We start from the raw sequence: 14,391 nt of genomic DNA, 5'->3' as shown, positions 1-14,391 counted from the left end.
GCCGCCCCTGCAGCTCGGGCGGTCACGACGCCGGGTCCTGGTCGGCGTCGGGGCGTACCGCTGGCGGAGCGGGACGTGCGGCGGCGGCCTTGCGCGCGGCGGAGGTCTCCTCCTTGGCCGGCTCGCCGTTCGGGTCGTGCGCGGGCGGCGGCGGAACGGTGGCCATCCACTGACCGAGGTGGTCCTTGTCGTGCAGCAGGTCCTTGATGTCGTACTCGGCGTACTCGAACTCCGGCGACCAGTAGAGCGCGTCGAACGGGCAGACCTCGATGCAGATGCCGCAGTACATGCAGAGCGAGAAGTCGATGTCGAACTTGTCGAGCACGTTGCGCTGGCGGGGGCGGGCGGCGCCGGGCACCGCCACCTCCTCCTTGTGCGAGTCGATGTAGATGCACCAGTCCGGACACTCGCGGGCGCAGAGCATGCAGACCGTGCAGTTCTCCTCGGACAACGCGATCACACCGCGCGAGCGCGGCGGCAGGTCGGGAGCGGTGTCCGGGTACTGCTGGGTGGTCGAACGGCTGGTCATCGTCTTGAGGGTGACCGCCAGCCCCTTCACCAGGCCCGCGCCGGGAAGGCCGCGTTCGCTGGTGTCACCACGCTCGCTGGGGTCGCTCATGTCGACCATCCTGCCCTGTGGCCCCGGCGCGCGCGACCACCACCCACAGGTCCACGAACGGAGGGCTCACCCGAGGAGCACGGTCAGCTGCGGATCAACCGGATCACGCCCCGGGTCCGCCGACGGCTGCCGGTGGGAGCATCTCGACACCGAGTTGTTGCAGCAGTTGGAACAGCTCGTTGCAGCTCCACACCTCGACGATCCGGCCCGCCGGGTCGAAGCGCAGGAACGTCGCCCCCGAGTAGCTGACCACCTGCCCGGTCGGCGGCACCGGCCCGAACTGCCCGACGTGGGTGCCGGCGGCCCGCCAGTGCACGGCCACCCGCTCACCGGCCGCGACCACGTCGACGATCTTGTAGCGCAGGTCGGGGAAGGCCGCGCGGCGCTCGCGATGCCAGGCCAACGTCGCCTCCGGGCCGGTGCCGCCCAGCCCCGGGCACTCCTCGGCCACCAACTCGTACGCCGACTCCTCTCGGCGGGCGTTCCACACATCGGTGATGAACCGCCGGGCCGCCGCCTCCACATCCGTCATGCCGGCGAGGGTATCCGGGCTCACCGCGTCGATCGGTCGGAGATCGGTAAGGATGGGGTGCAGGGCAGCAACACGACCGGGAGGCTGACGTGTGCGAGGAAAAAGGCGGCAAGTACGTCGAGCCGGGCGGCGAATTCACCCGCGACCAGCGGTACATCGCCACCCGGATCACCGAGGACGGGCGCGACGGATACCCGGTCGAGCCGGGCCGGTACCGGCTGGCGGTCAGCCGGGCCTGCCCGTGGGCCAACCGGCTGATCATCGTGCGGCGGTTGCTCGGCCTGGAGGACGCCATCTCGATGGCGGTCGCCGGCCCGACCCACGACGCCCGGAGCTGGACCTTCGACCTCGACCCGGACGGGCGGGACCCGGTGCTCGGCATCGAGCGCATCCAGGAGGCGTACTTCAAGCGCTTCCCCGGCTACGAGCGCGGCATCACCGTGCCGGCGATCGTGGACGTGCCGACCGGGCAGGTGGTGACCAACGACTACGCGCAGATGAGCCTGGACCTGTCCACGCAGTGGGGGGCGTACCACCGCGAGGGTGCCCCGCAGCTCTACCCCGAGCACCTGCGGGAGCAGATCGACGAGGTCAACGCCGTGGTGTTCCGGGACGTCAACAACGGCGTCTACCGGTGCGGGTTCGCCGGCAGCCAGGAGGCGTACGACAAGGCGTACCACCAGCTCTTCGACCGGCTGGACTGGCTCACCGAGCGGTTGACCGACCAGCGTTACCTGGTCGGCGACACCATCACCGAAGCCGACGTGCGGCTGTTCACCACGCTGGTCCGCTTCGACCCGGTCTACCACGGCCACTTCAAGTGCAACCGGCAGAAGCTGAGTGAGATGCCGGTGCTGTGGGCGTACGCCCGGGACCTGTTCCAGACCCCCGGGTTCGGCGACACCATCGACTTCGACCACATCAAGCGGCACTACTACGAGGTGCACCGCGACATCAACCCGACCGGCATCGTTCCGCTCGGCCCCGACCTGTCCAACTGGCTCACCCCGCACGGCCGGGAAACGCTCGGTGGCCGCCCCTTCGGCGACGGCACCCCGCCACCACCCCCGGCCGAGCCGGTGGACCCCGCGCACACCCCGCTGCGCTGAGCGGCCCACCTCGCCGCCCGGCTCGTCGCTCGTCGCCCCGGCTCGTCGTCAAGATCCGCGCAACATCAGGGATGTTGGTGTCTCCCGCCTGCCGGAGGCAGCAACATCGGGGAAGTTGCGCGGATCTTCGGGGGTCGGGCGTGGGGCGTGGGGTCGTCAGGCGTGGGACGTGAGGGCGGCCGGGCTCGCCAGTCTTGGGCCTGGGCGGGGAGTGGGCTAAGGACGCTTTCGAGCTGAATCGTTTGTGACATCGGGCGGTATCTCGGCCGCCGCAGCCGCAGCCGCAGCCGCAGCCGCAGCGAACGATTCGTCTACGACATCAGCTCGAAAGCGGCTCTCGGGACCACCTCAGAGCGCCGCGTCGAGCGATCCGGCCCGACTCGCGCAGGATGATCGCGCTCGATCACTGATGTAGTGGTTGTCCGCGCCGACCGACACCACTGCAACCAGGATCGAACGCGATCACCCGGCGCGCGAGGGCCGGGCAGTGCCGCGCGGAGACCAGGCACTGCCGCGCTAGGTCAGAGGGCGATGCGGACGGCCGCGGTGAGGACCAGCTGAGCCAGGGACGCGGGGACCAGCACCAGCCAGCAGAGGCGTTGCAGCTGGTCCTCGCGGAGCCGGGGGTAGGACACCCGGAGCCAGATGATCACGAAAGAGACCGCGAAGATCTTGAGTAGCGTCCACAGCCAGCCGAGCTGGTCATCAGCGAACGGGCCCTGCCAACCGCCCAGGAACAGCACAGTGGTCAGCGCGGCGATCACCACGATGCCGACGTACTCGGCGAGCAGGAAGAACGCGAACCGCAGACCGGTGTACTCGGTCATGTAGCCGAATACCAGCTCCGAGTCGGCCACCGGCATGTCGAACGGCGGCCGACGGATCTCGGCCAGCCCGGCGACGAAGAAAATGATCATCGCGGGTGCCTGCCAGAGCAGCCACCACGGCTGCCAGGCCTCGACGATTCCCGACAGGCTGAGCGTGCCGGCGGCCATCGCCACCGACGCGGCGGCCAGCACCAGCGGCAGCTCGTAACCGAGCAACTGGGCCGCCCCGCGCAGGCCGCCGAGCAGGCTGTACTTGTTGGCCGACGCCCACGCCGACATCAGCACCGCCACCACACCGACGCCGACCACCGCCAGCACGAAGAAGAGGCCGATGTCCAACGGTTGCCCGACCAGGTCGTCCGGGCCGAGCGGAATGACCAGCAGCACGAGCAGGTAGGGCACCAGGGCCACCGCCGGCGCCAGCCGGAACACCGCCCGGTCCGCCTCGCGCGGCGTGATGTCCTCCTTCTGCACGAACTTGACCCCGTCGGCCACGAGCTGCGCCCAACCGTGGAAGCCGCCCGCGTACATCGGGCCGAGCCGGCCCTGCATGTGCGCCATCACCTTGTGCTCGGCCTGGCCGACGAGCAACGGCAGGGTGAGGAACGCGACCACCACGCCGCCGATCCGGAGCACCAACTCCACCCAGAGCGGCATCAGGGCGTACCCCCGTCGTGGTCGCTGCGGTCGGCGGGAGCCGGGGCGTCGGCGGTGCCGGCAGGCCGGGGAGTACGCGCCGGACGGGCCCCCGGGGCGGGCCGGGCCGGACGCTCACCGGCCGGTCTGGCCGGGGTGCCGCCACGCGGGCCCTCCCCCACACCACCGGCGCCAGCCGGGGTGGGCGTGGGCCCCCACTCGCCCGGAGCGGGAACGCCCGGCGGACGGATCGGTCGGCGTCCTCCGCCGGCCTCGGACTCGCCCGGCTCCTTCGCACCCGGCCACGGTTTCGCCACCCGGGAAGCGAGCACGAACTCCTTACGCAGCGGATGCCCCTCGAACTCCGGGGGCAACAGCAGCGGCAGCAACTCCCCGTGGCCGGCGAAGTCGATGCCGAACATCTCGTGCGTCTCCCGCTCGTGCCAGGCGGCACCGGGGTAGACGTCGACCACCGAGTCGACGGTGGGTGCGTCGCGCGGCACCCGGGTACGCAGCAGCACCCCGTGGCGCAGTCGGCTCGACCAGAGGTGCGCCACCACGTCGAAGCCGTCGGCCAACTCGTCGACGGCGGAGAGCCAGTCGAAGAAGTCGCAGGCCAGCTCGGTGTCGTCACGGGCGGCGGACACCGCGGCCAGCCAGCTCGCCGGAGGTACGTCGACGGTGGCCCGGGCGAACCGTTGCCCGCCGGAGACCGACGGGGTCACCGCGACCGGCGCGAGCAGCGCGACCAGTCGAGCGCCGACCTCTTCGGGAGTCATGCCGCTGATCCTAGTGCCGGCCGGGCCCGCACCTGCCCGCCGCCGACGCCAGCCGATCTCGCGGCTTTGGACGCGGTGCACGTCCCGGCGGGGAAAGATGAGGGCGTGCGCGCTGTGACGGTGAGACCCGGGGTCGCCAACTCGCTGAGCCTCGTCGAGGATCAGCCGGAACCGCCTGCCGAGGAGGGCGCTGTCCTCGTGGAGGCGCTGGCGGTGGGGATCTGCGGCACCGACCACGAGATCATCGCCGGGGAGTACGGCGATGCGCCGCCGGGCGCGGACCGCCTGATCATCGGGCACGAGTCACTGGGACGGGTGATCGAGGACCCGAGCGGAACCGTGCAACCCGGCGACCTGGTGGCCGGGATCGTCCGGCATCCCGACCCGGTGCCCTGCCCGAACTGCGCGGTCGGCGAGTGGGACATGTGTCGCAACGGCCAGTACACCGAGCACGGCATCAAGGCGCTACCCGGGTTCGCCCGCGACAGGTGGCGGATCGAACCCCAGTTCGCGGTCAAGCTCGACCCGGCGCTGGCCCAGGTCGGGGTGCTGCTGGAGCCGACAAGTGTGGTGGCGAAGGCGTGGGACCACATCGAGCGGATCGGGCACCGGGCCGAGTGGCAGCCGCAGACCGTCCTGGTCACCGGGGCCGGGCCGATCGGGTTGCTGGCCGCGTTGCTCGGCACCCAACGTGGGCTCGCCGTGCACGTGCTGGACCGGGCCACCGATGGGCCGAAGCCGGAGCTGGTCGCCGGGCTCGGCGCCACCTACCACGCGGTGCCGGTCAACGACCTGCCCTTCGAACCGGACGTGGTGATCGAGTGCACCGGCGCGCCCACAGTGGTGCTCGACGTCATGTGCAAGGCGGGCCCGACCGGGATCGTCTGCCTGGCCGGGGTGTCCAGCGGTGGTCGGATCATCGACTTCGACGCCGGGGCGCTCAACCGGTCCCTGGTGCTGGAGAACAACGTGGTGTTCGGCTCGGTGAACGCGAACCGGCGGCACTGGAACATGGCCGCGCAGGCGCTCGCCCGCGCCGACCAGGTCTGGCTCGAGTCACTGATCACCAGGCGGGTGCCGGTGAACCGGTACGCCGACGCGTACACCCCCGGGCCGGACGACATCAAGGTGGTGCTGGAGTTCGCCTCCTGAGCGACGCCGCGCCCGATCAGATGCCCGGCAGGCGCCCGTTGCGGAACAGGTCGACGAAGAGCTGGTGGTCCTGGCGGGCACGCACCCCGTACGCGTGCGCGAAGTCCACCAGGTGGTCGACGAAGCCCGCCTCGTCGGCGTCCACCGCCGCGACGATGGCCTCCTCGGTGGAGTAGTCCACCAGGTCGTGGCTGGACTCGTCGTCGGCCACCGAGTGCATCCGGGCCACCGCCCGACCCAGGTCGACGAGCACCCCGGTCAGTTCCTCCGGCTCGTTCACGTCCGACCAGTCCAGGTCGGCGGCGTACGGGGAGACCTCGGCGACGAGCTGACCGGCCCCGTTCAGCTCGGTGAAGCCCAACCACGGGTCGGCGTGCGCCTGCAACGCCCGCTGCGACTCGGCGGTCCGGTGCCCCTGGTGCTGGAAGTAGCCGCGGACCGACTCGTCGGTGACGTACCGCGCCACGGCCGGGACCTGCGCCTGCTTCATGTAGATGACGACGTCGTTCTCCAGCGCCTGGGTGTGCCCCTCCAGCAGCAGGTTGTACGACGGCAGCCCGGCCGAGCCGATGCCCACCCCCTTGCGCAGCACCACGTCCTTGATCCGGGCCGCCACCGGGCGGAGCTGCGTCGAGGCGGCCGGCAAGGTGCCCAAATAGTCGTGGAAGGCGGCGCTGACCAGGTCCCGGGTGGCGGCGTCGATCTCGAAGACCCCGTCGCCAATGGAGAAGCGTCGCTCGTAGTTGTCGATGGTGGTCTGCGCGGCGAGCAGGTCGACGCGGGTGTTGAGCCGGGCCCGCTGCAGCACCCGGCGCAGCACCCCGTCGGCGTTGTCCAGCGTGATCGAACCGATCGCGTCGTCACCGCCGGCGGCGATGGCCCGCAGCTCGGTCAGGTACGACCTGGCGAAGCCGGCCACCAACTCCCCGATCGCGGTGTCGGAGAGCGCCTTGCCGTAGCCGAGCAGCGCCACGCTGGCCGCCAGCCGGCGCAGGTCCCAGGTGAACGGCCCGACGTACGCCTCGTCGAAGTCGTTGACGTTGAACACCAGCTGCCCGGAGGCGTTCATGTAGGTGCCGAAGTTCTCCGCGTGCAGGTCACCGTGGATCCACACCCGGCTGGTCCGCTCGTCGAGATACCTGTCATCGGCGAAGTCGCCGAGCTGGTCGGCGTAGAACAGCGCGGCGCTGCCCCGGTAGAACGCGAACGGCGAAGCCGCCATCTTGCGGAACTTGCGGCGGAAGGCGGCCGGGTCGATCGCCATCGACGCGCCGAACTCCTCGGTGAGCACGTCGACGATGTGGGCGGAGCGCTGGTCAGCTGAGCTGCTCATACTGCGCAGGCTAGTGCGGCGGGTCCATAACGGGGTGGCGAACGACCCGGCCATCGATGATGCTGTCTGGGTCACGGAGCGGGGGCCCGGATTCCACGGTTACGTCCGTCGATCGTGTCGTCGCCACGGGCGGCGGCAGGTCCCCTCGCCGGGCGTCGACCTTGGAGGACCAGATACATGTACCGAAAAACGGGGACCCTGCTCACCGCCGCACTGCTCGGCCTGACCGCGACGATCGGCTGGGCCGTACCGGCCACGGCCGCACCGGCCGCGGCGGATGCGCCCACCTTCTCGCTGAGCCGGCTGGTGCTCGAACCGACCGAACGCGGCTACCGGGGCAGCCTTCGGGTGACGATCACCAACAACAGCGACAGCACCCAGGGCTTCTACTTCCAGATCCGGGAGGCGGTGGCGGGCTCATTCTCCGGGGGTGCGGAGTCACGCTGCGAATCCGACGGCGTGGAGGAAGGGCTGTTGGTCCGCACCTGCGCCCTGCCGCGTGGCAACGACCTGGCCCCGGGTGAGTCCCGCCGGGCAACTGTCGAATTCCAGGTGCTGACCACCCCCCGGAGCTACCCGATGATCGCGGCGGGCGGCCTGGTCACCGCCTACTCGTACGAAACCGGATCGCTGGGCACCGTTCCGTTCAGCGCGCAGTTCCGCTCCCTCGACGGCAAGCTCGCCCGCCCGCAGACGTACGTGCAGGACACCCAGGCGAACGCGTCCGTCCAGGTGATCGGGCCGGTGACCGACGGCCCCGAGAACACCCGGCGGGTGCCGCTCCGGGTCCGGTACGCCGGTGACGCCCGCCAGCTCGGCAACTCACTCACCGCCGCACAGCTGCCCGCCGGGTCGATGATCCTCTTCACCGAGCCTTTCGATGGCCCGGTGTATGGCTCCCAGGCTTTCGTGCCGGGCGGGCTGCTGATGCAGGGTGAGGAGCGAGACGTGGCGCTGTTCATCAGCCGACCGACCGACCCGGCGGACGAGTCGACCCCGATCACCGTGGCGCTGGCCACCCACTACTGGAACGAGACGGTGCCAGACGTCGACCCGAGCGACAACACCGTCACGTTCAACCTGGCCGTGGCAGCCAGCTGACCTGACGGTGCGACGGTCGGCCGCCGCCCGGACCAGTTCCGGGTGGTGGCTGACCGCCGTCAGCTCCCGGCGGGTGGGCGTACCGGGGCGGCGGTGAGCGAGTCGACCGAGCGCGGTGCGGCGGCCTCGCGGGGCGGGGCGTCCAGCGGCGCGGCCAGCACGTCCCGCTGCGGCACACCCCCGATGCCGGACTGCTCGGCGGCGATCTTCTCCTGCAGGCGCAGGATGCCGTGCAGGAGCGCCTCCGGCCGGGGCGGGCAGCCGGGCACGTACACGTCGACCGGGATGATCTGGTCGACACCCTTGGTCACCGAGTACGAGTCCCAGTAGGGGCCGCCGCAGTTGGAGCAGGCGCCGAACGAGATGACGTACTTCGGCTCGGGCATCTGGTCGTAGAGCCGCTTGATCGCCGGCGCCATCTTGTCGGTCACCGTGCCGGAGACCACCATCAGGTCGGCTTGGCGGGGGCCGTGGGCGAACGGGATCACGCCGAGCCGGATGAAGTCGTGCCGACCCATGCTGGTGGCGATGAACTCGATCGCGCAGCAGGCCAGACCGAAGTTGAACACCCAGAGCGAGTAGCGGCGCCCCCAGTTCAGCACGAACCGGATCGGCTCACCGAGCACTGCCGGCAGCTGCACGACCGCCTCCCTCCTACCCCCGTCGAACAGTCAATCACAGCTCCGGCGGGTACCCGTTGGGGCCGGTCACGATCCCTTGGTTCGCACAGCCCCGCAGCCTGTCACGCACCTGACAACCCGACGGGCGCGAGGCCTGCAACCGTTGCGGGGCCCGTCGGGTGTCTTGCTCGCATCACCGCCACCGGAGCCATGGGGCGGCACTACGGGGAACGGGGAGACACGAATGACCAGAACCATCACCCGCCGGCTGCTGGCCGGTGTCCTGGGCGCGGGGGTCGCGCTGACCGGTCTGTCGGGGCCGGCGGTCGCCGGCCCGGGCGACACGGCGGTCTCGGCCGGCCGGCTGGTGCTCGAGCCGACCGACCGGGGGTACGTGGGCAGCCTTCCGGTGACAGTCAACTACCGCGGCCACGACGCGGCGTACCTCAATCTGGCGGTCACCGAACCGGTCCCTGGCGCCTTCGACGGGCTCGACCCCGCCGATCCCTGCAATTTCGGGGTGCCACAGCCGGCCCGGACGATCTACTGCGGCGTGCCGGGCGGCGCGTTGCAACCGGGTGAGCGGCGAACGTTCACCGTTGACTTCCGGGTGCTCACCACCACCCGGCCGTACGCGATGGTCACCCCCGGTGGAAAGGTCGCCATCGAGACCGGAGACCGGAACCCCGCGAACGACACGGCAGCCTTCTCCGCGCTGTTCCGCTCGACGACGGGCTCACTGCGCGCCCCCCGCCCGTACGTGCGGGACACCATCGCGGACGCGGCCGCGAGCGCCGGCTCCGCCACCATGACGCGGCAGGAGGACGGCAGCTGGTTCGGGCGGGTGCCGATTACCGTCCGGGTCGCGGGCGACGCGGCACACGACGCGTACTGGCTCGCTCCGACTCTGCCACGTGGGGTCGATATCGGTGGCACCGAACCCGCGGACGTCTGCACGGCGCACTGCATGGTGGCCGGCGGGAAATTCATGCCCGGTGAGGAGCGAACGATAGCCCTGCTGATCTGGGCACCCGCCGAGGTGTCTCCCGGTGACCTCGGCACCGGTTCGGTGCAGATGTACGGCAACTTTGGTTGGAGCGGCCAGCTGCCCGACGTCGACCCGGCCGACAACATCGCCACCTTCGCCGTCACCGCCGGCTGACCGAATGTCCTCGATGGAGGCGCGGCCGCAGGGGTTCCTGCGGCCGCGCACCCCCGCCGCACCCGATCCGGTGACGGCTCCCGCGCTTCTGCACATCGAGGTGAGCGGAGCGGTCCCGCACGACGATGGTCCCCGCTTCGACGAGGTCTACCGGCGTCACTTCCAGCCACTGGTGGTGCAGCTGTACGCGTTCGTCGGGGACATGAACGAGGCACAGGACCTGGTGCAGGAGGCGTTCAGCCGGGCCTGGCCCCGCTGGGACCGAATCTCCCGCTACGACGACCCGGTGGCCTGGATCCGTCGGGTCGCCTGGAACGTCGCGGTCAGCCGGTGGCGTCGCCTGCGCACCGCCCGGCTGTTCAGCCTCCGTCAGCGGGTGGAGGTGGTCAACGGGCCCGGTCCGGATCGGGTGGCACTCACCGCCGCGCTGGTGACCCTGCCGGCGAACCAACGGCGCGCGGTGGTTCTGCACTACCTGGCCGAGCTGACCATCAGTGAGATCGCCGAGGACTGCGGGGTGGCGGCCGGCACTGTCAAGTCCTGGCTGCACCGGGCCCGGGCCACGCTGGCCGATCGTCTGGCCGAGCAGGAGTCCGGACTCTCGAGCCGACAACCCGCGACCGTCGACGGCGGCCCGACCGGAAGGAGGGCGGACTAGATGGAGCAGCGCAACGAGCGAGCTGATTGGCTGGCGGCTGCCTTCGACGAGCTGAGCATCGCCGGCTTCCAGCAGGTCGACAAGCCTGATCCGGACGTGCCGCGTCGGCGGGCGTACCGCCGGCTTCGCAACCGGGTCGTGTCGTCGGGGATCGCCGCGGCGGTGCTCGTCGCGGTCGGCGGGGTGAGTCTGGTTCGGCCCGTGGCCGCTCCGCCGCCCACCGATGTCATCGCCCCCTCGCCGGTCACCGATTTTCCCTCGGTCCAGATGGAGAGTCTGGCAGCCGGTCCCACCAGCCAGTCGCCCACGTCCCTGCCGAGCGGTCCGTCGACGCCGACCGCGACGCCCTCCGCCAGCCCTCCGACCGATCGGCCAACCAGTTCCCGCCCCACGCCCAGGCCGAAGCCGACGCCGACCCCTACCCGGTACGTCGACCTGTCGATCAGCGCCCCGCGCTCCCTCACTCTGGAGCCGTCCGACACCGCCTACACCGGAACGCTCGACGTCACGATGGGCAACGCCGCCACCCGGTCGTACGACGCCGGGGACCTGATCGTGGTGCTTCCCGTCGAGGCGACGATCAGTCTGAAGGGCACGAACATCGGCGGTTGCTTCCACCAGGGCCAGACCGACGACCTCAAGACGATGACCTGTACCGGCGACGGGCCGATTCCCCTCGGCGGCACCCGCTCCTACCAGATCGCCGTCACGGTGAACATCGCCCCGGGCGGGCCGGCCCGGACCCTCACCGGTTTCGCGCTCACCGTGCGGGCCAACGTGGGCGGAAAGTTCCCGGCCGACCGTTCGCCCGGCGACAACACCGCAGCTACCACCTTGCAGCTGCCCGCCAGTTGAGCGCCCGCGCCACCGGATCCGTCTCCATCGCGCGGGAGGCGCCGGTCGCCGGCCGCCACGTACGTCACGGGGGCGTACGTGGCGGCCGGCGCTCCGGTCACCAGGTGGGGCGTTGCAGCAGCCCGACGAACTCCACCAACAGCCGCTCGCGCAGCGCCGGGGGCGCGGCGTCGAGCAGCGTGTTCACCACCGCCATCCGCTCGGGCAGCGGCGCACCGTCGGTGTCGCCGCCCATGCCCAGCCCGGCGGCGAGACCCGCGACCAGCTCCGGGGTGAGCGCGTCCGGGGTCAGTGACGTCGCCAGCGCCGTCAGTTCGGGCGGGAGTGCGACCGGGCCGGCCGCCTGGGCGGCGGCCACCGCCTCGGTCAGGTCCGGCCCGAACTCGGCCACCCGGGGCGCGACCGCCGCGGTCACCGTGAGGTGCACGCTGGCGGGCAGACCGGCGTACGACAGCTGGGGTTGGGTGTGCCAGCCCCGCGCGGTCAGCTCGTCGACCAGCACGAACAGGTCGGGGCCGTCTTCGGTGGCGGTGAAGCAGACCACTGTCGACTCCGGTTCGGCCATCAGCCGCAACCCGTCGACGGCGCGGACCGCGTCGGCCAGCCCGGCGACCGCGTCCCGGGTGACGCCGGCCAGCCGCAGGTAGCCGTCGTCGCCGAGGTGCCGCACCGTGGCGTACGCGGCGGCGATCGGGCCGCCCGAGCGGGTGGACGCGATCACCGGGTTGATCATCGTGTAGCCGGGCCAGTCGGCGTACGCGAAGTACTGCGGGGCGCGCAGCGCGGCGTCCCGGTGCAGCAGCACCGACACCCCCTTCGGCGCGTACGCGTACTTGTGCAGGTCGACCGAGATGGAGGTGACCCCGGGCACCGCGAAGTCGAACGGCGGCACCGGCTCCCCGAGGCGACGCAGGTACGGCAGGGTCCAACCTCCGAAGCAGGCATCCACGTGGCAGCGCACCCCGGCGTCGGCGGCGGCGGCAGCGATCTGCGCGACCGGGTCGATCACCCCGTGCGCGTACGACGGCGCGGAGCAGGCGACCAGCACCGTCTCCGGGCGGATGGCGGCGGCCATCGCGGCCGGGTCGGGACGCAGCGTCTGCGGGGAGACCGGCACGACGTCCAGCGCCACCCGCAGGTAGTGCGCCGCCTTGGCGAAGGCCGCGTGTGCGCTCGACGGCACCACGATCCGGGGTTCGGCGATCTCCGGGTGGGCGTCGCGGGCGGTCTTGACGGCGAGGATCAGCGACTCGGTGCCGCCGCTGGTGACGCTGCCGACGACGTCGGGGGCGGTGCTGCCCGGGCCAGCGCCCAGCACCCGGCCGGCGGCGGCGACCAGCGCGTTCTCCATCGCCAGCAGGGATGGGAACGCGGTCGGGTCCAACCCGTTGACGTGGGCGCTCTCCCGGTGGGCGGCGGCGGCCAGTTCGTCCAACCCCGGTACCGCCGGGTCGTAGACGTACGCGAAGAGCCGTCCCCCGTGGGTGGGCCGGTCGGCGCCGCGCAGTTGCCGGACCTCGGCGAGCGCGACCTCGGCGGGTACCCCGGTGGCGGAGAGCGCCCCGGCCTCAACCCTGTTCTCGTCGATCATGGAGTCATGGTGCCCTTCTGGTGACGGTCAACGGCCTTGTCGCCCAGCCCAACTCCATGACCGACCAGGTCGCTGTGGGCGGTGAGGGTGTACTGGCGGAGCAGGAGGACCGGCGGGGCGATCAGCAGGGCCGGGATCAGCGTGAAGCCGAGCAGGACGCCCAGCCTCGCCGTGTCGGACTGGGCGGCCGCCGAGCCGGTGTCGGAGGACACGTAGCCGGACAGTTGCAGCACCAGTCCGTAGATGCCGGGGCCGAGCGCCAGGCCGAAGGTCTCCCCGGCGGTCCACAGCCCGGTGAAGACGCCCGCCTGTCGTCGACCGGTGCGCGCCGTCTCGTGGGCGATGCAGTCCGGCAACATCGCCAGCGCGAAGACCTGCTGGCCGGCGTACCCCACGCCGATCAGCGCGACCACCAGATAGACGGCGACCGGCGGCAGCAGCGGCGCGGCGACCAGTGTGAACGCGCCGACGGCGAGGATCAGCGAGGCGACGACCAGCGCGGTCCGTTTGCCCAGCCGGGCACCGACCCGGGTCCAGATCGGCATCACCAGCAGCGCCGGCCCGACGAAACAGACGAACAGCAGGGTCGGCCCGCTCTTGTCGTCGCGCAGGATCTGCCCGGCGAAGTAGTTGACCCCGGCCAGGATCGTCGCCACCCCGGCGGACTGCACCACGAAGCAGATCAGCAGCGCCCGGAACGGGCGGTTGGCACCAGCCACGGCGAGTTGGGCGCGCAGGGTCGGCTCGCTCTCCCCCACCGTGCCGGTGGGTGCGGACCGGGTGCCCAGGAACGCGCCGAGGGCGCCGAGGGCGATCAGCGCCGCCACGAACAGGCCCATCCAGCGGTGCCCGGCGACGCCGTCGCCGCCGGCGCCCACCACCAGCGGCGCGACCGCGCCGGAGACCAGGATGGCCAGTGCCAGCACCGCGATCCGCCAGGTCATCAACCGGGTGCGCTCGGCGTAGTCGTCGGTCAGCTCCGCCGGCATCGCCACGTACGGCACCTGGAAGAAGGCGAACGCGGTGGCGGTGGCGAGGAAAGCGAACGCCACGTACGCCGCGGCGGCCGAGCCGTTACCGAAGGGCGCGGCGAAGATCGACGCGAACAGGACGGCGAGCGCGAGGCCGGCGACGAGCAGGTACGGGCGGCGGGCGCCCCACCGCGACCGGGTGCGGTCGGAGATCCGCCCGGCGACCGGGTTGACCAGCACGTCCCAGGCCTTGGGCAGCAACACCAGCAGGGCGGCCAGCCCGGCGGCCACGCCCAGGGTGTCGGTCAGGTACGGCAGCAGCAACAGACCGGGCACGGTGCCGAACGCGCCGGTGGCCAGTGAACCGAGCGCGTAGCCGGCGTGCACCGAGCGGGGCAGCGAGCCGGTGGCTGACGAGCCGGCGCCCGGCGGCGTTTTCATGGGGC

General features: G+C 71.5%; 14 protein-coding genes. 6 read left to right on the top strand and 8 right to left on the bottom strand.

The features are described from left to right. Positions 1–22 precede the first annotated feature (22 nt). Together ACX27O_RS16135 and ACX27O_RS16130 are read right to left on the bottom strand one after the other, a co-directional pair. A complete protein-coding gene (locus ACX27O_RS16135) occupies positions 23–619 on the bottom strand; it encodes a NuoI/complex I 23 kDa subunit family protein (protein WP_030329819.1) in 597 nt (198 codons plus the stop codon). A 103-nt stretch (positions 620–722) separates the two neighbouring features. Next, positions 723–1,151: an ester cyclase gene (locus tag ACX27O_RS16130; protein WP_030329818.1), complete on the bottom strand. Its 429-nt coding sequence runs from the start codon at positions 1,149–1,151 to the stop codon at positions 723–725. A gap of 89 nt (positions 1,152–1,240) precedes the next feature. Here ACX27O_RS16130 and ACX27O_RS16125 point away from each other — a divergent pair, with 89 nt between their 5' ends. Then, on the top strand, positions 1,241–2,260 hold the full coding sequence (locus ACX27O_RS16125) for a glutathione S-transferase family protein (RefSeq protein WP_458939688.1): 1,020 nt from the start codon (positions 1,241–1,243) through the stop codon (positions 2,258–2,260). Between the two features lie 521 nt (positions 2,261–2,781). On the opposite strand, the gene ACX27O_RS16120 is transcribed toward ACX27O_RS16125, so the two are convergent. Then, on the bottom strand, positions 2,782–3,744 hold the full coding sequence (locus tag ACX27O_RS16120; RefSeq protein ID WP_210861411.1) for a complex I subunit 1/NuoH family protein: 963 nt from the start codon (positions 3,742–3,744) through the stop codon (positions 2,782–2,784). Next, positions 3,744–4,502, bottom strand: a complete 759-nt coding sequence (locus tag ACX27O_RS16115) for an NADH-quinone oxidoreductase subunit C (protein ID WP_210861408.1) — start codon at positions 4,500–4,502, stop codon at positions 3,744–3,746. The genes ACX27O_RS16120 and ACX27O_RS16115 overlap by 1 nt, the downstream gene beginning before the upstream one ends. 105 nt (positions 4,503–4,607) lie before the next feature. Here ACX27O_RS16115 and ACX27O_RS16110 point away from each other — a divergent pair, with 105 nt between their 5' ends. Continuing rightward, positions 4,608–5,654 carry a glucose 1-dehydrogenase gene (locus ACX27O_RS16110; protein WP_030329814.1) on the top strand — a complete coding sequence of 349 codons (1,047 nt, stop codon included), beginning with the start codon at positions 4,608–4,610 and terminating at the stop codon, positions 5,652–5,654. A 16-nt stretch (positions 5,655–5,670) separates the two neighbouring features. On the opposite strand, the gene ACX27O_RS16105 is transcribed toward ACX27O_RS16110, so the two are convergent. Continuing rightward, on the bottom strand, positions 5,671–6,987 hold the full coding sequence (locus tag ACX27O_RS16105; RefSeq protein WP_030329813.1) for a DUF2252 domain-containing protein: 1,317 nt from the start codon (positions 6,985–6,987) through the stop codon (positions 5,671–5,673). 177 nt (positions 6,988–7,164) lie between these two features. Between ACX27O_RS16105 and ACX27O_RS16100 the strand changes: the two genes are divergently transcribed. Further along, positions 7,165–8,088: a hypothetical protein gene (locus ACX27O_RS16100; protein ID WP_030329812.1), complete on the top strand. Its 924-nt coding sequence runs from the start codon at positions 7,165–7,167 to the stop codon at positions 8,086–8,088. 59 nt (positions 8,089–8,147) lie between these two features. Here ACX27O_RS16100 and ACX27O_RS16095 read toward each other — a convergent pair whose 3' ends face one another. Beyond that, entirely contained in the window at positions 8,148–8,729 is a 582-nt protein-coding gene (locus ACX27O_RS16095) for an NADH-quinone oxidoreductase subunit B (RefSeq protein ID WP_030329811.1), read from the bottom strand. 223 nt (positions 8,730–8,952) lie between these two features. Between ACX27O_RS16095 and ACX27O_RS16090 the strand changes: the two genes are divergently transcribed. The 3 genes from ACX27O_RS16090 to ACX27O_RS16080 are packed head-to-tail and all read left to right on the top strand — an operon-like array spanning position 8,953 to position 11,383. Continuing rightward, positions 8,953–9,870: a hypothetical protein gene (locus tag ACX27O_RS16090; RefSeq protein WP_458939687.1), complete on the top strand. Its 918-nt coding sequence runs from the start codon at positions 8,953–8,955 to the stop codon at positions 9,868–9,870. Between the two features lie 4 nt (positions 9,871–9,874). Beyond that, on the top strand, positions 9,875–10,528 hold the full coding sequence (locus ACX27O_RS16085; protein ID WP_210864770.1) for a SigE family RNA polymerase sigma factor: 654 nt from the start codon (positions 9,875–9,877) through the stop codon (positions 10,526–10,528). Further along, a complete protein-coding gene (locus ACX27O_RS16080) occupies positions 10,529–11,383 on the top strand; it encodes a hypothetical protein (RefSeq protein ID WP_458939686.1) in 855 nt (284 codons plus the stop codon). It begins immediately after the preceding gene. Positions 11,384–11,480: 97 nt separating this feature from the next. Here the strand turns inward: ACX27O_RS16080 and ACX27O_RS16075 are convergent, their stop codons facing one another. Both ACX27O_RS16075 and ACX27O_RS16070 read right to left on the bottom strand, forming a co-directional pair. Then, positions 11,481–12,974 carry a pyridoxal phosphate-dependent decarboxylase family protein gene (locus tag ACX27O_RS16075; RefSeq protein ID WP_458939685.1) on the bottom strand — a complete coding sequence of 498 codons (1,494 nt, stop codon included), beginning with the start codon at positions 12,972–12,974 and terminating at the stop codon, positions 11,481–11,483. After that, complete coding sequence (locus ACX27O_RS16070; RefSeq protein WP_458939684.1) at positions 12,971–14,386, bottom strand: MFS transporter; 1,416 nt, start codon at positions 14,384–14,386, stop codon at positions 12,971–12,973. The genes ACX27O_RS16075 and ACX27O_RS16070 overlap by 4 nt, the downstream gene beginning before the upstream one ends. Positions 14,387–14,391 lie beyond the last annotated feature (5 nt).

The sequence above is a fragment of the Micromonospora sp. SD19 genome (assembly GCF_054462275.1).
The sequence above is the reverse complement of the archived record's forward strand: the minus strand, read 5'-3'. Positions and strand labels throughout refer to the sequence as shown.